The organism is Bradyrhizobium sp. STM 3557 (assembly GCF_045571465.1).
Taxonomy (GTDB): Bacteria; Pseudomonadota; Alphaproteobacteria; order Rhizobiales; family Xanthobacteraceae; genus Bradyrhizobium.
This window is the reverse complement of sequence record NZ_CP120697.1, coordinates 1,590,001-1,612,383: the sequence shown is the minus strand read 5'-3', so window position 1 is coordinate 1,612,383 and position 22,383 is coordinate 1,590,001. Positions and strand designations below refer to the sequence as shown.

The window sequence follows — 22,383 nt, the reverse complement described above, 5'->3', positions numbered from 1 at the left end:
CGGGCACCAAGGGCCTGTCCGTGACCGAGCATGGGCCCTATGTCTCAGCTCCGCGACGGCCAACTATCGCATTGTCCGCGACCGCGGATGGCCGCCGACTAGGCGAAATGTCCGGCTATCTGGTCCTTGTCAGTTGGCGCTTGATCTTTTGATAGGTAGCCGGATCGACATACGCGTTGACGACGTCCAGTACTTCCTAAAGAATTTCCTCTCTCGAACGCGCCTTGAGCGCCGTCAGCTTGTCGTCCTCGTCGAGGAAACGTCCCACCAACATCCGCGCTTGCGTCTCGACGGATTCGACCGATTTGGCGGCGTCCTTGAGCAACACCGACCTTTGACGATTTGGGTGGCCTTCGTTGACGGCCGTTCGCATCGAGATCGTCGACAATCTTCAGCGCGGACGCCGCACGCCGCCTCAGTCTCTTCGCCGAGTTCATCAGTTCGACGACCTGATCGTAAGACGACCTGGAGCTCTGGGCTAGGCTGTTGCCGCGCTTCACCAGATCGCCGATATCGCCGACGACCGCTTCGACGTCGAGCTGCCCCCGTTGCGAGGCCGCATAGGCATTCGAAGCCGGGGGTGCGCAGACCCTCGTTATCAATTCCGACTGGATTTCCAGCCAAGCGCCGGTCTCCTCGAAGCCGTCTCGCCGGGCGGTGGGAATCACGCTCTCGGGTTCGATGTAAATCTCGCCGACGTAGTAGGTACTGAACCTCCCGTAGGACGGCTTCACCTTGGTGAAGAGTTTCTCCGCAATCTCCGTACCGTCAACTTGGATATTGCGGACCCGCATTCGAAGTCCGCGCGTGCGCCAGTCGGTTACTGCCGCGGATTCGCTCATCCTGCCGACCCAAGCCCAGTAGCGGCTTTCGCTTCCGCTGAAATACTCGATGGACTCGAGCTCCATCGTTCCTTTCGCGTGTTCGTAGGTTTCTCCGTACGGCTTGAACACCTGATCTGGCTCTCCGACGGCCACGACGAAGACGTCGATGGTCTCCAACGCACCACCGAAGTTCGTGCGATATCCTTCCTCGATGGCGGTCCTCCGTTTCCAGTCCGGATTGAACTCAACCGGCACTGTCTCGGAGAGATACGCCCGGACCTCGGACGGGTCCGTGAGGACCTCCGGGGCCTTCGATAGTCCCTTAAGGGTGACCTCGAAAAAATGATCTTCGGATTTCGAAGCATCTTCCGTCGGACTCATTTTGATGGACCGCGCCAGCAAACGCGACAGTTCGACTTCTCCTCCCTCGTCGGGATTCATCGCCTTCAATAGCGTGTCGCAATCGAAACTCAATTTGCTGATCGTGGACTCACCGGGGACGACGTCAGTAGGCCATTCCTGCCAAACGGCCGATGCCCCGAAAACCTGCGTCGCGCTGCCGATCCTTCTTTGACGCGCCGATCGACGTGAGGGTTTTCCAAGCTTGGTCCGCAGAGACAACTATTCCGTTGTCCCGGATGACGATTTCGTCGACGCGGATCGTGACTGTCACCTTGCCCCTACCGCTCAGAAACCCCACTCGCTGCGCTGCCCGAATTCCGTCGAAGGAATTCTGTACATATTCGCGCAGGGTGTGGCGCGGCTCGCCGTACATGCCGAACGTCAACGTCTCGAGGACGAACGCTCCTATATGGGGGACGGGCGGCGGCGGTGTGTCGTCTGGCATCGTAGCTTCCTGGTCACTCACCGTTTGAATCCTCTTCGTCCGCCAGCGCGCTCAGTCCGCCGTCGCTCGTCGTATCGAGCAAGGCGAGCCCGGCGTCCGGCATCCATGTGTACTTCTTGCCGTCCAATTCGTCCGACAGAAGGTCGGGCGGAATGAAATATTCGCCCGCTATGAGCATCCGGATCTCTTTGCCCGAGCAGCCGTCGGCAGGTTGCTTCGAAAGCAGCTTGCTCAAATTGCGTTTGTTCGTCTGCGGCACAACTGCCGACCAAGACAGGTTAGTCAGCGACGCGCACGTCGCGGAGCGTCCGACGGTCGGACCCCCGTCGACGGCATCCAGCTTGAACTTTACCTTCCGCCTGCCGGAGCCGGGCATATACGGAAGCTCGGCAGTCGCCTCGTCTAGAAACCCGCGCAGTCGAGAGAACGCATCCGATAGTGAACATCGGCCTCCTGCGACAGTACCGTCGCTCTCAGTTCCAACCGGGGGCGCTTGAGCAGTTGCGAGTATTTGTCAAAATACGCCGTCGCGGCGATACCGAGGGCATGTTCCAGCAGTCGATGATCGCGGCGATGGACGCGCTGGAGGCTCGCAAAGCCGAGCTCTCTGCCCTGCTCGCCGAAGCCCCTGCCGATACCCGGGGCATTCTCCCGAGCGCCTCGCAACTCTACGCCAAGAAGGTCGCGCACCTCACCGAGGCTTTGAACCGCCCGGAAGACCGGGCAGAGGCCGACCAGGCTATTCGTGTCCTGATCGAACGCATCGTTCTCCGCCCGGGTGCGAAGCGCGGCCAAATCGACGCCACCCTCCATGGTGTTGGGCACAATCCTGAGCTGGACTGCTGCGCGTAATGCGGAAAAGGCAGCACAAACCAACACTCCCGCAGCCTGGGCTACGGGAGTGTCGGTATCAGTGGTTGCGGGGATAGGATTTGAACCTATGACCTTCAGGTTATGAGCCTGACGAGCTACCGGGCTGCTCCACCCCGCGATAAACCGTGCCGCTCTTTTCAGGCGTCCAAAGATGGAAACGATCCTGGCTAACGCTCAGCGCGCGCCGGTCGATCCGTCCAAAGCTTCCTGAGAAGGCTTCCCCCCGATGGCCGGGCCGGCCCTGGGGTGCGGGCGGTATGTACCAACGCGGGGGCGGTTTGGAAAGGGTCTTGCGCAAAGTTTTTTCCAGTTTTGTGACGGACCGGAGGGAACAGGTCATCCTTCGGTATTTTGAAGGATTATCAGGTAGATAAAGCATCTTTCGCCGGTATCCATGGCTGTACCGGCTGCGGCACGTCGGCGCCTGCAGCAAGGAGCGGGAACCGGCGCGCCGCCAGCCCCTTTTGTCCCGATTCGGCGCCCTTGCCTTCGTTTCGCTGACGCGCGAGCCTCTCCCATCATACCGACGGCCGCCTCGTGTTGCCCAGGAGACGTCCATGGACCAGCCCCTGAAAAGTCCCCCGCTGTCCGCGCTCGACGATCTCTTCCACGCCATGGTCGCGCGCTCGCGCAGCGCGCCGCCGCCTGAGCTCGCGGTCCGGCGCGCGCGGCTGACGCGGCTGCGCGACCTGATCGCCGTCAACGAAGCGCGTTTTGTCGAGACGATCTCCGCCGATTTCGGCCACCGGGCGGCGGCCGAGACCACGATCGCCGAGACGCTGTTTTTGCTCACCGAGATCAAGCACACGATCAAGCGGCTCGCCGGCTGGATGGCGCCGCGACGCATCGCCACCGCGCTGCAATTCTGGCCGGCCAATAATCGCCTGATCCCGCAGCCACTCGGCGTCGTCGGCATCATGGCGCCCTGGAACTATCCGTTGCAGCTGACATTGGCGCCGGCGATCGGCGCAGTCGCAGCCGGCAACCTCGTCATGATCAAGCCGAGCGAGCTGACGCCGCGCTTCGCAACGCTGCTGAAAGAGCTGATCGCTGCGGCTTTCGAGCCGACCGAGCTTGTCGTGACAGGGATCGAGGACGGCGTGGCCCAGGCCTTCGCACAGCTTCCGTTCGATCATCTCGTCTTCACCGGCTCGACGCGTGTCGGACGCATCGTTGCGGAAGCCGCCGGGAAGAACCTGACGCCCGTGACGCTCGAGCTCGGCGGCAAGTCGCCGGCCATTATCGACGTCTCGGCCGATCTGGACGAGGCCGCCCAGCGCATCGCCTACGCCAAGCTGCTGAATGCCGGGCAGACCTGCATCGCGCCGGATTATGCGTTCGTGCCGGAAGCCGAGCGCGACGCCTTCGCTGCCTGCGTGCACAATCACATGCTGGGGATGTTCGGCAGCAATCCAGCGAACACGGATTACACCTCGATCATCTCCGAGCGTCACTATGCGCGGCTGGAAGACCTCGCCCAAGATGCGGCGTCGAAAGGCGCGTCGCTGCTGCAGCGGGCCACGCCGGACAATCCAGCTTGGCGGCGCCTGCGCAAATTTCCTCCGACGGTCGTGGTCGGCGCCACGCCACAGATGGCGATCATGCAGGAGGAGATCTTTGGGCCGCTGCTGCCGGTCATGGGCTATCGCGACCGGAGCGAGGTGATCACCTACATCAATGCCCACGACCGGCCGCTGGCACTGTACTGGTTCGGCACCGATGCAGCGGCGCGCAACGAGGTGCTGGCGCGCACCATCTCGGGCGGCGTCACCATCAATGATTGCCTGCTGCATTTCGCGCAAATCAATCAGCCGATGGGCGGCGTCGGCACCTCCGGCACCGGCGCCTATCACGGCCAATGGGGCTTCGACACCTTCTCCAAGCTGAAGCCGGTGTTCTATCGCTCGCCGCTCAATCGCATGGCCGATCTCTACCCGCCCTACGGCGCGAAGATCAAGTGGATCGAGAAGCTGTTGCGGTGGATGTCGTAGGCCACAACTTCCGCATTTCCGGGGCGCGACGAAGTCGCGAACCCAGAATCTCGATATGAGGAAAAAGAATCCAAACCAAGCTCGGGATTTCGGGTTCGATGCTGCGCATCGCCCCGGAATGACGCCCAGACGATAAGCAAAGACACAGGGGGGACCACGCGTCGCAATATCATCAGCGTCGTCCCGGCTCTGCGCTCACAGCGTTCGCTTGGCCGGGACGACGGCGCCAATCACGTCAGCAGGAACCCGCCGTCGACCGTCACGGTGCTGCCGGTCATGTAGCGCGAGGCGTTGGAGGCCAGCAGCAGGATCGCGCCATCGAGATCACTCTCATGGCCGACGCGCCGCTGCGGGATGCGCCTCACGAGCTTCTCGCCGGCAGGCGTCGCCCACACATCGTGGTTGATCTCGGTATCGATGTAGCCCGGTGCCAGCGCGTTGACGCGGATGTTGTTCGCGGCCAACTCCAGCGCCAGCGCCTTTGTCATCTGCACCACGCCGGCCTTGGAGATCGCGTAAGGAGAGATGAACTTGACGACGGAAAAGCCGAGCACGGAGGCGACGTTGATGACGTTGCCGCTCGACCGCCGCGCGATCATGCGGCGCGCCATTTCGGTCGCAACGAAATAGGCGCCTTTCAAATTGGCGCCGATCACGGCGTCCCAATCCGCCTGGCTCTGCTCCACCGCAGCCTTCTCGACCGCAATACCGGCATTGTTGATCAGCACCGTGACCGGGCCGAGCGCCGCTTCCGCGGCATCGATCGCACGCGCGATCGAACCATTGTCGGTCACGTCCATGGCTACGGCGGCCGCGCGGCCGCCCTGCGCCTTGATCTCCTCCTCCAACGCCTTGAGCTTGCCGGTCTGCCGCGCCGCCAGCACCACGGCCGCGCCATGTGCTGTCAGCACGCGCGCGAACTGCCGCCCGAGACCCTGGCTCGCTCCGGTGATGAGAATGGTCTCTGCCCCGACATCGAATAGATCGGACATGCTGCTTCCCTGTCGTTCCCTCGGGTGATTGCGGCGCATTGATACAGACGATTTGAAGCAGCGCAAATCCGAATTGTTTACTGCCCATCGCGTACAACCTGAACGGTACGACCATGAACAGTTTCGACCTCGTCGTCTATTGCGCCCTTGTTGTTGCCGTGGTCAGCGGCTTCGGCACCGGACTGCTGCGCAGCGCCATCACCATCCTGGCCTATCTCCTGGCGATGCCGACCGCGATGAGCGCGGTGGCAGCGATGGGAGCGCAGGCGCAGCCACCGTCCGACGCATTGTTCCAGCAGAACTGGATGCAGTTCTTCGCGGCGTTTCTGGTGATCGGCGCCGCGCTCGGCAAGATCGGCCGCATCATGCTGGACGAGGCGATCGGGCCGGAGGCCGGCTTCGGTGATCGGCTCGGCGGGGCGGCGCTCGGCGCCTTGCGGGTCGCGATGGTGGCGACCACGCTGGTCCTGGTGTTCGACCGGATCGTGCCGGAGGGGCGTCAGCCGAAATTCCTCGAGGGGTCGCAGCTGCGGCCGCTGCTCTCGCTCGTGGGACAGAAGGGCTTCCGTTCGCTCGCGCCAGAGGTCGCAGGCATGATCGATCGGCTGAAGCAGGAGCGGCGCATCTAATTCCGCGCTGCGGCGAAGCCATGCAATTCGGCACAGGCCGTTTGCCCTTACCAGCGCTGCCGCGCTTGGCTAGAATGCCGGCCTTCGCAAGCTGAGCTGATATTTGGGAGTGATATCGTGGATCTCGGGATCAAGGGCCGCCGCGCCATCGTCTGCGCATCCAGCAAGGGTTTGGGCCGCGCCTGCGCCTTCGCGCTGGCCAACGAAGGGGTGCATGTGACGATCACCGCGCGCGGCGCAGAGGCCTTGGCGAAGACCGCGGCCGAGATCCGCGCGATCAACCCCGGCGTCACCGTCACCGAGGTGCCCGGCGATATCACCACGCCGGCCGGGCGCGAGGCGGTGCTGAAGGCCTGCCCGGAGCCGGACATCCTGGTCAACAATGCCGGCGGCCCACCGCCCGGAGACTTCCGCAACTGGACCCGCGACGACTGGATCAAGGCGATCGACGCCAACATGCTGACCCCGATCGAGCTGATCAAGGCGACGGTCGATGGCATGATGGCGCGCAAGTTCGGCCGCATCGTCAACATCACCTCGGCGGCGGTGAAGGCGCCGATCGATATTCTCGGCCTCTCCAACGGCGCCCGTGCCGGCCTCACCGGCTTCATCGCCGGCCTGGCGCGCAAGACCGTGATCAACAACGTCACCATCAATGGGCTGTTGCCGGGACCGTTCGAGACCGACCGTCTGCTCTCGACGGCAAAGGGCGAGGCCGAGAAGCGCGGCATCACGCCACAACAGGTGTTGGCCGATCGCGCCAAGCTCAATCCGGCCGGGCGCTTCGGCGATCCTGAGGAGTTCGGCCTCGCCTGCGCTTTCCTGTGCGGCGCCAAGGCGGGCTTCATCACCGGGCAGAACATTCTGCTCGATGGCGGCGCCTTCCCGGGGACGCTGTAATTTCTTATCCTTAGCCTGCGAACGCTGAGGGGGTGCACATCGCTCGCTGCGCGCTCGCTATAACCTCGCCCCACTTGCGGGGAGAGGTCGGATTGCATCGCCAGATGCAATCCGGGTGAGGGGGTACAGGTCCATCGACGTGCACCAACCGTCGTCTGCCCCTCACCCCGCCCTCTCCCCGTAAGAACGGGGAGAGGGTGCCCACCGTGCCTGGGTGACAACTCCGGGCGATCGCCTACTGCTTCGTAATCTCGTCCTCGTCGCGTTCGCTATCGCTGGATGAATCCGCCGAGGTGCGCTCGTCGGTCCAGTCAACACCGAAGGCGGCTAGCCCTTCGGCTAGCAAGTCGCCGAGCATCGGTTCGCCCAGCAGATAGCGCGCGGTGTGGCGATCGCGTTGCCCGGCGGCTTCGCTGCGCAGATCGTCCCAGTCCTCAAGCGTGCCATCGCCACGGCCAAGCCGCATCAAGGCGACCAGATCGACCTGCTCGTCCTCGGTGAGCGCGCGGATGAAGCCCGTGATCTCGCGCACCACGGGATCGCTGCCACTGTCCTCCAGCACGTCAAGCATGTCGTCGTCGGCCGCGTTGGAGCCGGAATCCGGATCGCTTGCGGCCTCCTTGACGTCGAACTCGCGCGCCTTCTCGATCAGGAACGCGACCTTGTCGGGTGATATCGTCAGTTCCGGCATCTGTTCCATCCTCTCGTGATTGCGCCGATAACGCCGGTCCCGCACAGACGATCCATCGCACAGGACGACGCCTAGCCCCGTCCTCCTCCGATCTTGCGCGATCGGCCGCGATGCGGCGCGAGCTGTTCTCGCGCTTTGCCGAGACGTGCTGTTGATCGGCGGCCGTGTCGATGCCGCGGCTCACCGGATACCCGCCGCCCTTCGTGGGTGACGGCTGCTTTCGGCATGGCCTGCGCGCATATCGGACAGCTGCCCCCCGCGCCGCGGTTGAATTTCCGGCGCAACTGTTCCAAGAACGTCCCCTGGAATGCCAGAGACTTTTCAGGGAGAGAGACGAGATGAAGCTTGTACGCTATGGTGCAAAGGGCGCGGAAAAGCCCGGCCTGATCGATAAATCCGGCCAGTTGCGCGACCTGTCGGCCCATATCAGGGATTTCGACGGCGCTGCCTATGCGCCTGAGAGCCTGAAGAAGCTCGCTGCGCTCGATGCCGCCTCGCTGCCCGCCGTGTCCGGCAATCCGCGCCTCGGAGCGCCCGTCACCGGCATCTCGAAATTCGTCGCCATCGGTCTCAACTATTCCGATCACGCCAAGGAGACCGGCAACCCGATCCCCGCCGAGCCGATCTTCTTCCTCAAGGCCAACACCGCCTTGTCGGGTCCGAACGATCCGGTGGAGAAGCCCCGCGGCTCGACCAAGCTCGACTGGGAGGTCGAGATCGCCGCGATCATCGGCACGCAGGCGAAATACGTTTCCGAGGCCGACGCGCTCAATCACGTTGCCGGCTACTGTGTCTGCAACGATGTCTCCGAGCGCAACTTCCAGATCGAGCGGCTCGGCCAGTGGACCAAAGGCAAATCACACGACACTTTCGGCCCGCTCGGCCCATGGCTCGTCACCAAGGACGAGATTCCCGACGTGCAGAAGCTGTCGATGTGGCTCGACGTCAACGGCCACCGCCGCCAGACCGGCTCGACCGAGACCATGATCTTCTCGATGGCCAAGTGTATCTCCTACGTCTCACAGTTCATGACGCTGCTGCCTGGCGACGTCGTCACGACAGGCACGCCGCCCGGCGTCGGCATGGGCATGAAGCCACCGACCTTCCTCAATGTCGGCGACATCGTCACGCTGGGCATCGAGGGCCTCGGTGAGCAGCGCCAGGAGATTGTCCAGGCTTAAGCCAGCAGCGCCCACGCGCGACCGTCATTGCGAGCGAAGCGAAGCAACCCAGAATCGTCATCCAAGAAACAGTCTGGATTGCTTCGTCGCTGACGCTCCTCGCAATGACGGTACTGTTGTCCGCATCAACCCAGGGGCACGACACATGAAACTCACCTATTCCCCCGCCTCGCCGTTCGCGCGCAAGGTGCGCATCGCCGCGATCGAGCTGCGGCTGGTCGACAAAATCGAATTCGTTCCGACCGCGGTGGTCCCGGGTCAGCCCAACGACGAATACAGCCGCATCACGCCGCTGAAGAAGCTGCCGGTCATGATCCTGGGCAATGGCGATGTGATCCTGGATTCGTACGTCATCGTCGAATATCTCGACGAGCTCGCCGGCGGCAATAGACTGATCCCGGCGTCAGGCCCTTCGCGCTGGAAGGTCAAGAGCGAGCATTCGATGCTGCAGGGCATGCTGGATTCCATGCTGCTCTGCCGCTACGAGGCGATGGTTCGCCCGGAAGCGCTGCGCTGGCAGGCATGGAGCGACGATCACTGGCATCGCGCCTGGATGGGCATGGCGCGCTTCGAGCAGCAGCCGGACCTCCTGACCCGGCCGTTCGATATCGTCTCGATCGGACTGGTATGCGTGCTCGGCTATGCTGACTTCCGCTTTGCCGATTGCGGCTGGCGCAAGGCCTATCCTAAGCTCGACGCCTTCCATCAGAAGATGCTGGAGCGGGAGTCGGTGAGGATCTCGGTGCCGCCGCCGGCGTGAATTGGAGCAGCTTGCATGGCCCTGAAATTCGCCGTCGCAGATCTCACCATTCAGCGCATCGTCGAGCAGGAATCGCCGTATTTGCCGGCGCTCGACATGTTCCCCGATCTCACGCCGGAGAGGCTCGGGCAGCATCGCCCCTGGCTGAAGCAGGCCCATGCGCTCGACGACAACGACATGCTGGTGCTGTGCTTCCAGTCCTACCTGGTGAAGACGCCGCACCACACCATCCTGATCGACAGCTGCATCGGCAACGACAAGCCGCGGCCGGGACGGCCGGCCTGGAACATGAAAACCGATGATACCTACCTGCGGAATCTGGCGGCGGCGGGGGTGTCTATCGACGACATCGACGTCGTGATGTGCACGCACCTGCATGTCGACCATGTCGGATGGAATACGAGGCTCGACAATGGCCGCTGGGTGCCGACCTTTCCGAAGGCGCGCTACGTCTTTGGCGAGCGCGAATATGAGTACTGGACGGCGCAGAATGCGAAGGCCGAGGTGCCGCCTTTCGCCGACAGCGTGCTACCGGTGATGGAGGCCGGCAAGGCCGACATCGTGAGCAACGATTTCGCGATCGGCGACCATGTCCGGATCATGCCGACCCCCGGTCACACGCCGGGCCACTTCGCCGTCGGGGTCGGCAAGGGCAAGGACGACGCGGTGTTCGCCGGCGACCTGATGCATACGCCGCTGCAGCTGCGCCATCCCGAGCTGTCGCCGAGATTCGACATCGACCCGGCACAGGCTGCGACGACGCGGCGGCAATTCCTGGAGCGCTATTGCGACACCGACACGCTGTGCTGCCCGGCGCACTTCCCCTCGCCCACGGTCGGCAAGATCAGGCGTATGGGGGATGGGTTTACATGCGAGGCGGTGTAACTAGGACCTTGCTGCAACGATCATACTCAGCCGCCATGCCCCGCGCAGGCGGGGCATCCAGTACGCCGCGGCTTCTCGATTGACCACGAACGCCTCTGCAATACTGGATCACCCGCCGGAGCCTGTCATCGGGCAGCGCGTTCGCGCCGACCCGTTGGCGGGTGATGACAGCAGAGGTCACCGTTCCGCTCTTGACTGCCGCTCGCAGCCTCAATCAAACAGACTTGGCGTGTAGTTCACGGCCGCGCCCTCGATTGCCAGCATCTTCAGCTTGGTCTCGACGCCGCCGCGGGCCGAGAACCCGCCAGGCTTGTTGCCGGCGGCCAGCACCCGGTGGCACGGCACCACGATCGGGCACGGATTGCGGCCCAGCGCCTGGCCGACATCGCGCGACAGCTCGACGCCGCCGAGCCGCTTGGCGATGTCGCCATAGGTCAGGGTCTTGCCGGGCGGAATCTGCCGCGCGATCTCGTAGACGCCGCGGTTGAACTCCGGCACGTCCTCCAGATCGAGGGCGATGTCGGTGAGATCGTCCGCCTTGCCTTCGAGCAGGGCGACAATGCGGTCGATGGCGGCCTTCACCTCGGCGGTCGGCTCGGCTTCGGCGATGTCGCCGCGACGCTGGCGGATGCGGGCGCGGATCTTTTCCTCACTGCCCATCGGCAGTTGCACGCCGTTGATGCCGCGCGGTCCCCACTCGATGCCGCAGATGCCGATCGGAGTGTCGAACAGGGCGTAATGCTGCTGGTCTGTCATGGCTCGCTCCACTCACGTCCCATGCGCTAACGGTTACGCGGAATCTAGGCTTGGAGATTGTTGCGATCCACCCGGATTCCGGCGAATCTTCACAGGCGGTTCCGCCCGCCGGCCACCCTCCCGATTGGCTGCGCTCCCCGCCCGGGACGCGGCTGGCGCGCGTCTCTTGGTTCGCGAATGCCCTTCTGCATTTTCTGAAAGGTGATTGTCGGGTACCTCGCTGCTAAGCTGCCGCCGCCAAGGCGCGTGTTCCCGCCGGGCACAAGAAGGACAACAATGACGCGTTCACCCTCCCTGCTTGCAACCATCACCCTGCTCGCGCTCGCCTCGCCGATATCGACCGCATCTGCCGCGCCCGACGAGCGGCTCAAGGCCGCGGCCGAACAGGCCAAGCCCGCGCTGATCGAGACGCTGCACGACATGGTCATGATCGAGTCCGGCTCGAGCGATGTCGAGGGCCTGAAGAAGATGGCCGATTTCACCGAGGCGCGGTTGAAGGCGCTCGGCGCCACCACCGAGCGGCGCAAGACCACGCGCGGCGTCGGCGCCGACATGGTGATCGGCACCTTCGAGGGCACCGGCAAGCGTAAGCTGATGCTGATCGCGCATATGGACACCGTATATCAGCCTGGCATTCTCAAGACCGAGCCCTATCACGTCGATGGCGACCTGATCTACGGGCCCGGCATCGCCGACGACAAGAGCGGCATCGCCGTGATCCTGCACAGCCTGCAGATCCTGAAAGACGTCGGCTGGCGCGACTATGCCAAGCTCACGGTCTCCTTCAATCCGGACGAGGAGGTCGGCTCGATCGGCTCCGGCGAGATCATCTCGGAGCTCGCCGACCAGCACGACGTCGTGCTGTCCTGCGAGCCGACAGGCGCACGGCCGGCAGCGCCGCATGAAGCGTTGCGGCTGGGCGCCAGCGGCACTGCGACGGGCACACTCGAGGTCACCGGCCGTGCCTCCCATGCCGGCGCCGCGCCCGGCCGCGGCCGCAACGCGCTGATCGAGCTCGCGCACCAATTGCTGCAGACCCAGGATGTCGCCAAATCGATCCCCGGCACGCAGTTGAACTGGACCACGGCTAAGGCCGGCACGGTGCGCAACCAGATTCCGGAGAAGGCGGTCGCCGGCGCCGACATCCGCCTCACCATTCCCGACGGGATCGCGAAGCTGCAGGCCGCGATCGACGAGAAGATCAAGGATCATCTCGTGCCGGACACCGAGGTCAAGATGACGATCGAGCCGGGCCGGCCGGCCTTCGTGGCCAGCGAGCGCGGCCGCGCTTTGGCCGAGGAAGGCAAGGCGATCTACGCCGAGATCGATCGGCCGCTGGACATCGTCGGCACGACCGGCGGCGCCACCGATGCCGGCTATGCCAACCGCAATGGCAAGGCGATTGTGGTCGAGAGCTTCGGCCTCGCCGGTTTGAACATGCATGCGCACGACGAATATATCGACACCGTCTCGATCGTGCCGCGGCTCTATCTGATGACGCGGATGCTGATCGAGCAGGGCAAGAAGCCCTGATGCGTTGAACTTCAGAAGCGAGCGACCCGGCACAAGACCGGGCGCTCTGGACGGAAACGAACGAGGGAGGACGCGCCATGAGGCTGTCTCAGGAGCAGATCGAGTTCTTCCGTACCGAGGGCTGGCTGTTCCTGCCCGAGCTGTTCAGCCCGGAGGAGACCGCGTATCTGGCCCGCGAGGCGGAAGCCATCTACGCCGCCAACCGGCCCGAGGTCTGGCGCGAGAAGAGCGGCGTGCCACGCACCGCCTTTGCCGCGCATCTCTATAACGACGCGTTCGCCGTGCTCGCCGCGCATCCGCGCATGATCGAGCCGATCGAGCAGATCTTCGGTGAAGGCGTCTATATGCACCAGTTCAAGATCAACGCCAAATCCGCCTTCACCGGCGACGTCTGGCAATGGCACCAGGACTACGGCACCTGGAAGCGCGACGACGGCATGCCGGAGCCGCGCGCGATGAATATCGCGATCTTCCTCGACGAGGTGATGCCGATTAACGGTCCCCTCATGCTGGTGCCAAAGAGCCAGCATGCCGGCGACCTGGAGGCGTCGCACGATCTGCAGACGACGTCCTATCCGCTGTGGACGCTCGACGAAGAGACGGTGACGCGGCTGGTCCAGCAGGGCGGCATCGTCGCGCCCACGGGCAAGCCGGGCGGCATGCTGATGTTCCACGGCAATCTGGTGCACGGCTCCGCCGGCAATATCACGCCCTATCCGCGCAAGATCGTCTATCTGACCCTGAACGCGGTTTCGAACTATATCCGCACCCCCACGCGCCCGGACTACATCGCCCATCGCGATTTCACACCGATCAAGACGGTCGACGACGACGCGCTGGTGCGGCTGGCGCGTGCTCGTCGCGAGGCGGCGGAGTAAGTCTCTCATCTCCTCATTCCGGGGCATCGCGACGCGATGAGCCCTGAATCCATAAACACGAGCGCGAGTATGGATTCCGGGCTCGATGCTATCGCGTCGCCCCGGAATGACAGCAACTGATAGGTCGTCCATGAACCTCTTCCCCCTCCTCCAAGCCCGCAATGCCGCCGGAAGACCGGTGCGCGTGGCGCTGATCGGCGCCGGCAAGTTCGGCTCGATGTTCCTGGCGCAGGTGCCGCACGTACCGGGGCTCGAGGTGCCCGTCATCGTCGATCTCGATCCGCAGCGTGCGAAGGACGCCTGCAAGACGGTCGGCTGGGACGAGGACCGGATCGCGGCGACCACATTCACCTCCGAAGGTGCCAAGGCGATCGCTGATAACGTCGACGTCGTAGTCGAAGCCACCGGCAATCCCGCCGTTGGCATCCGCCATGCGCGTGCGGCAATCGCGAGCGGCAAGCACATCGTGATGGTGAATGTCGAAGCCGACGTGCTGGCCGGTCCGCTGCTCGCGGACGAAGCGCGCAAGGCGGGTGTGGTCTATTCCCTTGCCTATGGCGACCAGCCGGCGCTGACGGCAGAGATGGTCGACTGGGCTCGCGCCACCGGCTTCCACGTCGTCGCCGCCGGCAAGGGCACCAAATATCTGCCTGCCTATCATGACGTGACGCCCGATGGCGTCTGGCAGCATTACGGCCTGACCGCGAGCGAGGCGCAGTCGGCCGGCATGAATCCGCAGATGTTCAACTCCTTTCTCGACGGCACCAAATCGGCGATCGAGATGGCGGCGATTGCGAATGCCACCGGGCTCGACGTGCCCTCGCAAGGCCTGTTGTTTCCACCTTGCGGTGTCGACGATCTGCCGCAGGTGATGCGGCCGCGCGAGCGCGGCGGCGTGCTGGAACGGTCGGGCGTCGTGGAAGTCGTGTCTTCGCTCGAACGCGACGGCCGCCCGGTGTTTCGCGACCTGCGTTGGGGCGTCTACGTCGTGCTGGAAGCGCCGAACGACTATGCCGCCGACTGTTTCAAGCAATATGGCCTGAAGACCGATGCGAGCGGCCGTTATGCGGCGATGTACAAGCCCTATCATCTGATCGGCCTGGAGCTGAACATCTCGATTCTGTCGGCGGCGCTGCGCAAGGAGGCGACCGGGCAGCCGCAAGGTTTCCGGGGCGATGTCGCAGCCATCGCCAAGCGCAATTTGCGCGCGGGCGAGATGCTCGACGGCGAAGGCGGCTACACTGTATGGGGCAAATTGATGCCGGCACAGACAAGCCTTGAGCTCGGCGCGCTACCGATCGGGCTGGCGCATCGCGTCAAGCTGGTGCGCGATGTCGGCCATGGCGCGATGGTGCGCTGGAGCGACATCGAGATCGACGTCGGAAACGAGACGGTGAAGGTACGCAAGCAGATGGAGGCGATGTTCGCACCAAGCCCATCGCGGTGATCGCAGCCTTCGATCCGAGTGACCTTATGTTGCAGGCGTAACATTCGGCGCCGTCGCATGACATGTTTTTGTAGCACCCGGCATGCATCACGCTCTCGCGCGATGTGGCGGCCGGTCGAGCTCTGTTGCTCTTCGGCCCGCCACTCGCGACCGACAAAGGAGACATGCGACGTGCGGAAGTCTATTCACCTGGGATTATTGGCCATCGCTGGCCTTGCATTACTGGCCGCGCCGCTGCGGGCCGAGGACAAGCCGGCGACGGACGCTGCGCGGCCCGTCAAGGTCACGCCGATGCTGACGACGGCGGTCACGTCGAGCGGCCAGCCGATTGTGATGCCGCAGAAGGACGTGCAGATCACGGTGTCGACCTATGACATCGCCCCGGGCGCCAAGCTCCCCGAGCACAAGCATCCATATCCCCGCTATGGCTTCGTCGAAGCCGGCACGTTGCGCGTCACCAATCTCCAGACCGAAAAGACCGAGACCTACACGCAGGGCAGCTTCATCCTCGAGGCGGTCGACCAATGGCACAAGGCGGAGAATGTCGGCGGCGATCCCGTCAAGCTTCTGGTGATCGACGTGATGCCGAAGGGCGCCACCAGCACGATCCTGAAGAGCAATTAAGACGCGTGGTGGTCTGAACCACAAAAGGAAAGCCCCGGCTCAGGATCCGGGGCTTTGGTCTCAGCGCCAAGAGCGAAAATCTTAGTTGGTGTCCTCACCGAGCGCGGCGTTGAGCTTGTCGTAGTTCTTGGTGACGAGGTCGATATTGCCCTTGTTCTCGACCTCAGGCGCCTTGGCCTTCAGCGCCATATCGAGATTGGCGAGCGCCTCTTTCTTGTCCTCGGCCTTCATCTTCTTGTCGGCCTGAACCTGCGCGATCTGCTGCTTGATGACCGCTTCCGAGCCGACATATTTCTTGCTCTGCGGATCGATGCCGCCCATCACCAGGCTGATATTGTCGATCACAGTGTTGTACTCGTCATAACTGGCGAAGCCGTGCTTCTTGGCAACGGCTTCGAGCTGCGCGGTGACCTTGGCGTCCGGCGGCGCATTGTCCGGCAGCTTGTCGGTGATCGCATCCATCTCCTTCTGAGAGGCGAGCACGTCGTCGATCTGCTTCTGGGTCAGCGCGATCTGCTTGAACTGCGGTGGCTGGCCGGCCGGCGGAGCGGCCTGCGCCGGCGCGTTCTGCTTGGCTTGTGCGAGCGCCTGGTCGCTGGACAGCGCGCCAAAGGACATGGCGAGACCGGCAATGCTTAGGGCGGCAAGAGTCGTCCGAACGAACACACGCATGGGAATCTCCTCAAGAGCTGTGGGGAACGCAAACTACAGCGCATCTTTGCGTACGATTTTTGAAATGAACCGGTCCTGAACTCAAAATTCACGGTTTTGACGTTTCGGGCGTAACGCCGTGTCGCCGGGACGAAGCAAGTGGCGAACGTGTCACGCGCGAGGCGAAGGGTGAGGAGCGAATGGCGAATGGGTGATGATCATCCCTGTTCGCCACTCCCCTTCATGGCGAGCACTGACGCCGCAATGCCGCGCCATCGCGAGCGCCGACGGCAGACTAATGATGGTCTGTGCCGTGCACAGCCGGGGCGTAGACAGGCGCTTCTTCCACTTTGACCGGCTGCCGCCATGCACCATCCGGTGAATGATGCTCATCGGGGACGATGCTTGGGTGGTCGGGCTTGGCGCTGGTCAGGGCGGCGTCTTCGGCGCTGGCCTCCCGCTCTCGTCCGGGCTTGTCGGCGTCGCTGCGCGTGGTCTCGAGGACGCGTTCGCCCATATCCTTCGCCGTTTCTTTCGCCATGTCCTTGGCGGCGCCGACCTGCTCCGACGCGAGATCGCGCGCCTGCTCCTTCATCCGGTCGCTGGTCTCACCCATCAGCCGATCTTCGGTTTCGGTTGCCGGCATCAGCGCCCCCATCAGGGCGCCCACGGCCACCCCGAGCCCTGCGAGCAGCAGCGGCTGTTCGCGGCAGAAATCCAGGAACGTGCTGCCTGTCTGCAGCGTCCGCTGCCCGGCCGATCTGGTGGACTCCGAGATTGACGACGCCGTGCGAGAAGCTGCATCGGCCATCGAGCCGGCCGTCTCGCGAACGCCTTGAGCAGCTTGGCTCGCAGACTGCGAGATCGCGCCGGCCGCATCGCGCATGCTATCACCGGCTCGGCTCGCTGCGTCCTTCGCAGTATCGGTAGCGCGGTTCATCGTCGCGCCGAGACCATCCGCGCGACCAGTTCGATCTGCCGAAAACGCCCCGCTGCCAGCATTGCCATCGGCACTCAGGCCACTCGCTCCGCGTGCCCTGCCCTGGTTTGTCCCCGATCTCACGCGAGGCCCGAGCATCAACCAGGCCAGACTGGCCCCGATGATGGCGAGCGGGAGCGGATTGCCGACCACCTGCTCCTTGAGATTGCGGGTGAATTCAGCGGGCGCGCCCTCACTGAGCCGTTCGGAGATCTGATCGACCAGGCGTCCGGGGGTGATTGAGGCCCGGAGTTCGTCCAGGGTTTCGGAAAGTTGGCTCCGGGTTTGTTCGGTCTCTCGTTCAAGCTGCTCGACGTCGCTCATGGCTCTGACTCATTTGTTCGCTGGCTACAGACGCATTGCGTTGGAGCTGGTGGACCGTTCTGCTGGGCTTGAGATTTTCCATCTTCAGCCGGTTCATACCGATCAGAAGCAGGATAAGGCCGACAATCAGCACTACTCCGCCGACGATCAGGGAAGACCAGTAGGTCGGCAAGCCAAGCCGCTCAACAATGGCTGAGACGCCGGCCTGAAGCAGGATGACGAGTGCAGGGATCAGCAAGACGGCGCCAGCGACGATCATTCCGATCCCACGCGCCGCAGTGGCGACGTTCTCGGACATCTCCGCGCGCGCCAGCTGCACTTCCTTCTGCAGGAGCGTGGTGGTCTGCAGGAACAGGTCGCTGACGATTTCCGGAGCCGAGCGCTGATGGGTGGGCATGGCCATGGTTTCCTTCGAGCGTTTCCTCAGGTACGTTCTTCAATGCGAGGGGCCGGCAGAGCTCTTGAGGAATCGGCTGGCGGCAAAGCCTGCGATCATTGCAGCGCCGAACAACGCCAATGGCTCCCGGCGGCCGAAATCGTTGACGCTCGTTACCAAGTCACCGATCTGGCCCTTGCGCAACGCATCAGCGCCCTTCTCCAGCTGAGAGGCCGCCGAATGGACGAAATCGGCGGCTTTGGGCATCTGGTCTTGCAGCTCGTCAGCCGCACTGTGAACCGCCTTGGCCATTTGCTCGGCCTGCCCGGCGCCCGCCTGTTTCTGCTGCTCTGCGATGTCTTCGACTCTGGCTTTGACCTGGTCTTCTGCGTCTGCTGCCGGCATGTCCGGATCCTCTTCTGCTCTTCGCGCAGGGCGTGCTATCTGCAACCTTTCCTGCACAACGCTGTGTTGAGAGGTGTGTCTCGACTGAACCTGATCGCCTCGGCGAGGTTCCTATCGGACCGGAAGACTTAAGGCGTGCGGATGGAGCGCCCGCGCCGCTGCGCTCCGCAAACGCGCCGCGCGATCGACATTGGCGACTAGCAAGACGCCGCCCCGATTTCTCGGAGCGGCGTTTTTGGTTTGCGGTGTGAAGAGGGATGATCTGTCCTTTGCAGGCCTGGCAGCGACCTACTCTCCCAGGGCTTGAGCCATAGTACCATTGGCGCTGAGGAGTTTCGTTGCAACAGTAGCCGGCCCCTTCCCTCCTCGGGAATGCTCGACGTGACCGCTTGACAGCGGCCGGATATTTGCGGCCAAATGCGATGTGACTACTCGGTCACATTGCATTTGGCCGATTTATGGCGTTGAGGCTGGGACAGCTTGCATGACCATTGGCATCGCATGCGCGGGGGCTGATCCGGTCGCTGCCGTCGTGGCCGCCGGGCTCGGCGCGGAGCTCGCCGGGCGTGGCGCGATCGGCGGCTTTGCCGTGCTCGCCATTCTCGACGCAGCCGGCGAACTGCACCACACGAGCGTGCAAAGAGGCGGTGTCTCGGAGCTTGTCATCCCGCCGGCGTGGGGCTCGGCGAACATTGCGGCGCTGATCTCGAGCGGTCCCGACCGGCCCGAGCCGTTGATCCAGTTTCTGCCGGGCAAGTCGGGCCATGGGCTCGTCACCGGGCATCGGTTGCCCAACACAATCGGCGCCGATGGCGTTGCGCTCAACGTCGCTGCGCTGCGCCTGATCGAGACGGGCCGCGCGCCGCAGGATGCCATCGATGACGTGCTACGATCGGCGCCTGAGGCCGATGCCGGCCTGATCGCCGTGAAGAGCAGCGGCACGATCGGCTTTGCCAATTCGGCGCGCGTTGCGCGTCGCCCCGATCTCGGTGCCGCGTATCGGTTCGCGCATGGCCGCGGCTATGCGCTGCTGCACAATTCCATCTATGGCAATGTGGCGAGCTGCGCGCACCTGGCTGCGATCCTCGGCGATCTCGCCTGGGCAAGCCTGACGAACACGCCGGGCGATCACGCCCTGCTACGGTTCGAGCGGCCCGTGCCGCTGCGTGCGTCGGATTGTGACCGCGTGGTCGTCGATGATGAGGACCGCATCGTGGCCATCGAGAGTGCCAATCCGGCACTGTTCGGCGCCACTTGTGCATCGCGCACGGTCGCTGCCGCGCCGACGATGATTGTTCGCAACGGACAGCGCGTCGGCGCTGCGATGAACGACCTCTACGCGCGCATCGCGGATGGATCGGCCCATCCGCTCGAGCGACGCGTCGACCGCACGCTGCTGACGAGGCGACAATGACGTCGCGCCGCGAGCAGACCGAACGTGCGATCCTCAAGGCGCTGGGAGACCAGCTCTGCGAGACCGGGATGGCGGGCGTGGGCATCAACGTGGTCGCGAGGCGCGCCGGTGTCAGCAAGGAGCTGATCTATCGCTATTTCGACGGCCTGCCCGGCCTGATGCTGGCCTGGATGCAGGAGCAGGATTTCTGGACGCGTAAGTCCAATGTGGTGAAAGCAAGCGAAGCCAGCCAGCGCTCACCGTCCGAGTTGATCCTGTCCATGCTGCGCGAGCAGATCGATACGCTCGCCGACAATCCTGCGCTGCGCGAGGTGCGGCGATGGGAGCTGATCGAGCGCAACGAGATCAGCGCCCAGCTCGCCGATCGCCGCGAGGCGGCCGCGCGCAGCTTCATCGACCGGGTCGACGGCCTGACCGATGAGGCGGACGTGCCGGCGATGGTCAGCATTCTACTGGCGGGTGTGCTCTATCTGATGCTGCGCGCCAAGACCGAGGCGTACTTCCTCGGCGTGCCACTGCGCACCGAGGAAGGCCGGGAACGGCTGTGGGAGGCGCTGAAGCATCTGATGCGCGCGCTGCCGGATGATTTGAAGGAGCAATCGCTCAACACGCTGGAAGGTCGGCGGCGGCCAAACCGCATGAAAAAGGATCATGCGCCATGACGCAACCGACCTCGGCTCACTGAAAACAAAAACGGGAGTCTCGCTAATGATGGCATCTCTGAATTCGTCGCTCGGAACAGGCCCCCTCTTCCGCTCGGCGCGCGTCGCTTTGCTCGCGGCTGCTGTTGTGGCAATGAGCTTCGGTCCGGGAAGCGAATGCGCGCAGGCGACCATCGTGAAGGCCGTGATGCAGTCGGGACTACGCGTCACCGATCCGATCCTAAGCACAGCGTTCACGGCCCGCGATCATGGCTACATGATCTATGACACGCTGCTCGGGCTCGACAGGGATTTCCACATCCGTCCGCAGATGGCCGACTGGAAGGTTTCCGGCGACGGCAAGCTCTACACCTTCACGCTGCGGAGCGGATTGAAGTGGCACGATGGCGCGCCGGTGACCGCCGACGACTGCATCGCCTCGATCAAGCGCTGGGCCAGCGTCGACACCACGGGCATGCCGCTGATGCAGATGGTGAAGGAGATCCGCAAGGTCGACGACAACAATTTCGAGATCGAGCTGACGCAGCCGACCAGCCTGCTCCTGTCAGGCCTTGCCAAGCTCAGCTCGCGCCCCGCGTTCATGATGCCGAAGCGCGTCGCCGACACGTCGGCCAGCACCGCGATATCTGACTATGTCGGCTCCGGCCCGTTCAGATTCGTGGTCTCGGAATTTCAGCCGGGCCTGCGCGCGGTCTACGAGAAGAACATCGACTATGTGCCGCGATCAGAGCCCGCGAGCTGGACTGCGGGCGGCAAGGTCGTCAATGTCGATCGCGTCGAATGGGTGACGATGCCGGATCAGTCGATCGCGGTCAGCGCGCTGCAGAATGGCGAGATCGATTTCCTCCAGCAGGTGCCGTTCGACCTCTTGCCGGTGCTCGAGAGCAATTCCGACGTCACGGTCAAGGTGCTCGACGAGCTCGGCGCCTGGACCTATTTCCGCATGAATCATCTCTACCCGCCGTTCGACAACCGGCTGGTGCGGCAAGCGGCGATTGCCGCGGTCGGCCAGGAGGACGTGCTGAAGGCGCTGGTCGGCAATCCCAAATATTATCAGACCTGCGCGGCCGTGATGGGCTGCGGCAATCCGAACGGCGATTCCTATGGCGCGGAGTGGGTGATTCCCTCCGACATCGAGCGGGCGAAGGCGCTGCTCAAGGAGGCGAAGTATGACGGCACGCCTGTGGTGGTGCTGCAGCCGACGGACATCGCAATGCTGTGGGCCAGCCGCTGATCATCGGTGACGCGCTGCGCAAAGCCGGCTTCAACGTGCAGATGAAGACCATGGATTGGCAGAGCGTGGTGATCCAGCAGGGCAACCAGAAGCCCCCCGGCGAAGGCGGCTGGAATCTGTTCGCGACTTACTCGATCCTCGCCACCTCAGGCGATCCGTTCGGCAACACGACATTGTCGGCCGCGGGCCGCAAGTCGTGGGCCGGCTGGCCCGACGTGCCGGAGATCGAGAAGCTTCGTCTCGACTTCGCCGCGGCGACAATGCCGGAAGCGCAGAAGACGATCGCTGTGAAGATCCAGAAGCTCGCGATCGACGAGGGCGTGGTGGGGCCGCTCGGCCAATTCCGGATTCCATCGGCTTATTCGGCCAAGCTCAGCGACGTGCTGGAGTCGCCGGTGACGGTGTTCTGGAATCTAGGGAAGGCGGGCGAGTAGGCTGCCGAATCATGATACGTTGAGACGGATCGGATCATGATCTGATCCCTTGATCGAGCATGATCTTCGCGCAAACGCCTGGCCGCGAGACAG

At 63.7% G+C, this 22,383-nt stretch carries 25 protein-coding genes, 1 tRNA gene and 1 pseudogene (1 of these 27 only partly in view); 16 read left to right on the top strand and 11 right to left on the bottom strand.

Translation table 11 applies throughout. The features are described 5' to 3' along the window. Positions 1–98: 98 nt before the first annotated feature. From P6U24_RS07320 to P6U24_RS07310, 3 genes are read right to left on the bottom strand one after another with little or no spacing between them, the layout of a single operon-like run. The gene (locus tag P6U24_RS07320; RefSeq protein WP_407158481.1) at positions 99–1,298 is read right to left on the bottom strand and encodes a hypothetical protein; all 1,200 of its coding nucleotides are present in this window, start codon (positions 1,296–1,298) and stop codon (positions 99–101) included. 31 nt (positions 1,299–1,329) lie between these two features. Next, a complete protein-coding gene (locus P6U24_RS07315) occupies positions 1,330–1,671 on the bottom strand; it encodes a hypothetical protein (protein WP_407158480.1) in 342 nt (113 codons plus the stop codon). 13 nt (positions 1,672–1,684) lie between these two features. Further along, complete coding sequence (locus P6U24_RS07310; RefSeq protein ID WP_407158479.1) at positions 1,685–2,047, bottom strand: hypothetical protein; 363 nt, start codon at positions 2,045–2,047, stop codon at positions 1,685–1,687. Positions 2,048–2,109: 62 nt separating this feature from the next. Here P6U24_RS07310 and P6U24_RS07305 point away from each other — a divergent pair, with 62 nt between their 5' ends. After that, positions 2,110–2,523, top strand: a complete 414-nt coding sequence (locus P6U24_RS07305) for a hypothetical protein (protein WP_407158478.1) — start codon at positions 2,110–2,112, stop codon at positions 2,521–2,523. A gap of 62 nt (positions 2,524–2,585) precedes the next feature. On the opposite strand, the gene P6U24_RS07300 is transcribed toward P6U24_RS07305, so the two are convergent. Next, positions 2,586–2,662 (bottom strand) — tRNA-Met (locus P6U24_RS07300). Between the two features lie 439 nt (positions 2,663–3,101). On the opposite strand from P6U24_RS07300, the gene P6U24_RS07295 reads away from it, so the two are divergent. Further along, entirely contained in the window at positions 3,102–4,535 is a 1,434-nt protein-coding gene (locus P6U24_RS07295) for a coniferyl aldehyde dehydrogenase (protein WP_407158477.1), read from the top strand. A 230-nt stretch (positions 4,536–4,765) separates the two neighbouring features. Here P6U24_RS07295 and P6U24_RS07290 read toward each other — a convergent pair whose 3' ends face one another. Further along, positions 4,766–5,527: an SDR family oxidoreductase gene (locus tag P6U24_RS07290; protein WP_407158476.1), complete on the bottom strand. Its 762-nt coding sequence runs from the start codon at positions 5,525–5,527 to the stop codon at positions 4,766–4,768. A 113-nt stretch (positions 5,528–5,640) separates the two neighbouring features. Here P6U24_RS07290 and P6U24_RS07285 point away from each other — a divergent pair, with 113 nt between their 5' ends. Both P6U24_RS07285 and P6U24_RS07280 read left to right on the top strand, forming a co-directional pair. After that, a complete protein-coding gene (locus tag P6U24_RS07285; RefSeq protein WP_407158475.1) occupies positions 5,641–6,156 on the top strand; it encodes a CvpA family protein in 516 nt (171 codons plus the stop codon). A 117-nt stretch (positions 6,157–6,273) separates the two neighbouring features. Beyond that, complete coding sequence (locus tag P6U24_RS07280; RefSeq protein WP_407158474.1) at positions 6,274–7,056, top strand: SDR family oxidoreductase; 783 nt, start codon at positions 6,274–6,276, stop codon at positions 7,054–7,056. A gap of 235 nt (positions 7,057–7,291) precedes the next feature. Here P6U24_RS07280 and P6U24_RS07275 read toward each other — a convergent pair whose 3' ends face one another. After that, positions 7,292–7,747: a DUF3775 domain-containing protein gene (locus P6U24_RS07275; RefSeq protein ID WP_407158473.1), complete on the bottom strand. Its 456-nt coding sequence runs from the start codon at positions 7,745–7,747 to the stop codon at positions 7,292–7,294. Positions 7,748–8,085: 338 nt separating this feature from the next. On the opposite strand from P6U24_RS07275, the gene P6U24_RS07270 reads away from it, so the two are divergent. The 3 genes from P6U24_RS07270 to P6U24_RS07260 all read left to right on the top strand — a co-directional run bounded on the left by P6U24_RS07270 (position 8,086) and on the right by P6U24_RS07260 (position 10,573). After that, positions 8,086–8,928 (top strand): fumarylacetoacetate hydrolase family protein, encoded by an 843-nt coding sequence (locus P6U24_RS07270; protein WP_407158472.1) that lies wholly within the window; start codon positions 8,086–8,088, stop codon positions 8,926–8,928. Positions 8,929–9,073: 145 nt separating this feature from the next. Beyond that, positions 9,074–9,688, top strand: coding sequence for a glutathione S-transferase family protein (locus P6U24_RS07265; protein WP_407158471.1), 615 nt, complete (start codon positions 9,074–9,076; stop codon positions 9,686–9,688). A 15-nt stretch (positions 9,689–9,703) separates the two neighbouring features. Further along, positions 9,704–10,573, top strand: coding sequence for an MBL fold metallo-hydrolase (locus P6U24_RS07260; protein ID WP_407158470.1), 870 nt, complete (start codon positions 9,704–9,706; stop codon positions 10,571–10,573). 210 nt (positions 10,574–10,783) lie between these two features. Here P6U24_RS07260 and P6U24_RS07255 read toward each other — a convergent pair whose 3' ends face one another. Next, positions 10,784–11,329, bottom strand: coding sequence for a methylated-DNA--[protein]-cysteine S-methyltransferase (locus P6U24_RS07255; RefSeq protein WP_407158469.1), 546 nt, complete (start codon positions 11,327–11,329; stop codon positions 10,784–10,786). Between the two features lie 276 nt (positions 11,330–11,605). Here P6U24_RS07255 and P6U24_RS07250 point away from each other — a divergent pair, with 276 nt between their 5' ends. The 4 genes from P6U24_RS07250 (at position 11,606) to P6U24_RS07235 (ending at position 15,811) form a co-directional block, all read left to right on the top strand. Further along, positions 11,606–12,862: a M20/M25/M40 family metallo-hydrolase gene (locus P6U24_RS07250; protein ID WP_407158468.1), complete on the top strand. Its 1,257-nt coding sequence runs from the start codon at positions 11,606–11,608 to the stop codon at positions 12,860–12,862. Positions 12,863–12,939: 77 nt separating this feature from the next. After that, positions 12,940–13,740 (top strand): phytanoyl-CoA dioxygenase family protein, encoded by an 801-nt coding sequence (locus P6U24_RS07245; RefSeq protein ID WP_407158467.1) that lies wholly within the window; start codon positions 12,940–12,942, stop codon positions 13,738–13,740. A 130-nt stretch (positions 13,741–13,870) separates the two neighbouring features. Then, positions 13,871–15,187 (top strand): NAD(P)H-dependent oxidoreductase, encoded by a 1,317-nt coding sequence (locus P6U24_RS07240; RefSeq protein WP_407158466.1) that lies wholly within the window; start codon positions 13,871–13,873, stop codon positions 15,185–15,187. Positions 15,188–15,358: 171 nt separating this feature from the next. Continuing rightward, positions 15,359–15,811: a cupin domain-containing protein gene (locus P6U24_RS07235; RefSeq protein WP_407158465.1), complete on the top strand. Its 453-nt coding sequence runs from the start codon at positions 15,359–15,361 to the stop codon at positions 15,809–15,811. A gap of 81 nt (positions 15,812–15,892) precedes the next feature. Here P6U24_RS07235 and P6U24_RS07230 read toward each other — a convergent pair whose 3' ends face one another. The 4 genes from P6U24_RS07230 to P6U24_RS07215 all read right to left on the bottom strand — a co-directional run bounded on the left by P6U24_RS07230 (position 15,893) and on the right by P6U24_RS07215 (position 18,546). Then, entirely contained in the window at positions 15,893–16,483 is a 591-nt protein-coding gene (locus tag P6U24_RS07230; protein WP_407158464.1) for a hypothetical protein, read from the bottom strand. Positions 16,484–16,757: 274 nt separating this feature from the next. Further along, positions 16,758–17,765: a DUF3618 domain-containing protein gene (locus tag P6U24_RS07225; protein ID WP_407158463.1), complete on the bottom strand. Its 1,008-nt coding sequence runs from the start codon at positions 17,763–17,765 to the stop codon at positions 16,758–16,760. Then, complete coding sequence (locus P6U24_RS07220; protein WP_407158462.1) at positions 17,743–18,168, bottom strand: phage holin family protein; 426 nt, start codon at positions 18,166–18,168, stop codon at positions 17,743–17,745. Before P6U24_RS07220 ends, P6U24_RS07225 begins: the two co-directional genes overlap by 23 nt. A 33-nt stretch (positions 18,169–18,201) precedes the next feature. Then, positions 18,202–18,546 carry a hypothetical protein gene (locus tag P6U24_RS07215; RefSeq protein ID WP_407158461.1) on the bottom strand — a complete coding sequence of 115 codons (345 nt, stop codon included), beginning with the start codon at positions 18,544–18,546 and terminating at the stop codon, positions 18,202–18,204. A 484-nt stretch (positions 18,547–19,030) separates the two neighbouring features. Between P6U24_RS07215 and P6U24_RS07210 the strand changes: the two genes are divergently transcribed. The 5 genes and pseudogenes from P6U24_RS07210 to P6U24_RS07190 all read left to right on the top strand — a co-directional run. Further along, positions 19,031–19,960: a DUF6963 family protein gene (locus tag P6U24_RS07210; protein WP_407158460.1), complete on the top strand. Its 930-nt coding sequence runs from the start codon at positions 19,031–19,033 to the stop codon at positions 19,958–19,960. Beyond that, positions 19,957–20,622, top strand: coding sequence for a TetR/AcrR family transcriptional regulator (locus P6U24_RS07205; RefSeq protein ID WP_407158459.1), 666 nt, complete (start codon positions 19,957–19,959; stop codon positions 20,620–20,622). The genes P6U24_RS07210 and P6U24_RS07205 overlap by 4 nt, the downstream gene beginning before the upstream one ends. 46 nt (positions 20,623–20,668) lie before the next feature. Then, positions 20,669–21,856, top strand: coding sequence for an ABC transporter substrate-binding protein (locus tag P6U24_RS07200; RefSeq protein WP_407158458.1), 1,188 nt, complete (start codon positions 20,669–20,671; stop codon positions 21,854–21,856). Next, positions 21,841–22,290, top strand: coding sequence for a hypothetical protein (locus P6U24_RS07195; RefSeq protein WP_407158457.1), 450 nt, complete (start codon positions 21,841–21,843; stop codon positions 22,288–22,290). Before P6U24_RS07200 ends, P6U24_RS07195 begins: the two co-directional genes overlap by 16 nt. Before the next feature lie 72 nt (positions 22,291–22,362). Continuing rightward, positions 22,363–22,383, top strand: a pseudogene (locus P6U24_RS07190) (transposase) (its annotated part continues 407 nt past the right edge of the window); the annotation flags it as partial.

What these genes read in the sequence shown, in the direction of transcription:
- P6U24_RS07255 (WP_407158469.1), bottom strand. Translation starts at nt 11,329, where the DNA reads ATGACAGACCAGCAGCATTACGCCCTGTTCGACACTCCGATCGGCATC.
- P6U24_RS07205 (WP_407158459.1), top strand. Translation starts at nt 19,957, where the DNA reads ATGACGTCGCGCCGCGAGCAGACCGAACGTGCGATCCTCAAGGCGCTG.
- P6U24_RS07260 (WP_407158470.1), top strand. Translation starts at nt 9,704, where the DNA reads ATGGCCCTGAAATTCGCCGTCGCAGATCTCACCATTCAGCGCATCGTC.
- P6U24_RS07220 (WP_407158462.1), bottom strand. Translation starts at nt 18,168, where the DNA reads ATGGCCATGCCCACCCATCAGCGCTCGGCTCCGGAAATCGTCAGCGAC.
- P6U24_RS07225 (WP_407158463.1), bottom strand. Translation starts at nt 17,765, where the DNA reads ATGAGCGACGTCGAGCAGCTTGAACGAGAGACCGAACAAACCCGGAGC.
- P6U24_RS07315 (WP_407158480.1), bottom strand. Translation starts at nt 1,671, where the DNA reads ATGCCAGACGACACACCGCCGCCGCCCGTCCCCCATATAGGAGCGTTC.
- P6U24_RS07290 (WP_407158476.1), bottom strand. Translation starts at nt 5,527, where the DNA reads ATGTCCGATCTATTCGATGTCGGGGCAGAGACCATTCTCATCACCGGA.
- P6U24_RS07285 (WP_407158475.1), top strand. Translation starts at nt 5,641, where the DNA reads ATGAACAGTTTCGACCTCGTCGTCTATTGCGCCCTTGTTGTTGCCGTG.
- P6U24_RS07270 (WP_407158472.1), top strand. Translation starts at nt 8,086, where the DNA reads ATGAAGCTTGTACGCTATGGTGCAAAGGGCGCGGAAAAGCCCGGCCTG.
- P6U24_RS07245 (WP_407158467.1), top strand. Translation starts at nt 12,940, where the DNA reads ATGAGGCTGTCTCAGGAGCAGATCGAGTTCTTCCGTACCGAGGGCTGG.
- P6U24_RS07240 (WP_407158466.1), top strand. Translation starts at nt 13,871, where the DNA reads ATGAACCTCTTCCCCCTCCTCCAAGCCCGCAATGCCGCCGGAAGACCG.
- P6U24_RS07200 (WP_407158458.1), top strand. Translation starts at nt 20,669, where the DNA reads ATGATGGCATCTCTGAATTCGTCGCTCGGAACAGGCCCCCTCTTCCGC.
- P6U24_RS07295 (WP_407158477.1), top strand. Translation starts at nt 3,102, where the DNA reads ATGGACCAGCCCCTGAAAAGTCCCCCGCTGTCCGCGCTCGACGATCTC.
- P6U24_RS07210 (WP_407158460.1), top strand. Translation starts at nt 19,031, where the DNA reads ATGACCATTGGCATCGCATGCGCGGGGGCTGATCCGGTCGCTGCCGTC.
- P6U24_RS07230 (WP_407158464.1), bottom strand. Translation starts at nt 16,483, where the DNA reads ATGCGTGTGTTCGTTCGGACGACTCTTGCCGCCCTAAGCATTGCCGGT.
- P6U24_RS07250 (WP_407158468.1), top strand. Translation starts at nt 11,606, where the DNA reads ATGACGCGTTCACCCTCCCTGCTTGCAACCATCACCCTGCTCGCGCTC.
- P6U24_RS07265 (WP_407158471.1), top strand. Translation starts at nt 9,074, where the DNA reads ATGAAACTCACCTATTCCCCCGCCTCGCCGTTCGCGCGCAAGGTGCGC.
- P6U24_RS07215 (WP_407158461.1), bottom strand. Translation starts at nt 18,546, where the DNA reads ATGCCGGCAGCAGACGCAGAAGACCAGGTCAAAGCCAGAGTCGAAGAC.
- P6U24_RS07275 (WP_407158473.1), bottom strand. Translation starts at nt 7,747, where the DNA reads ATGCCGGAACTGACGATATCACCCGACAAGGTCGCGTTCCTGATCGAG.
- P6U24_RS07310 (WP_407158479.1), bottom strand. Translation starts at nt 2,047, where the DNA reads ATGCCCGGCTCCGGCAGGCGGAAGGTAAAGTTCAAGCTGGATGCCGTC.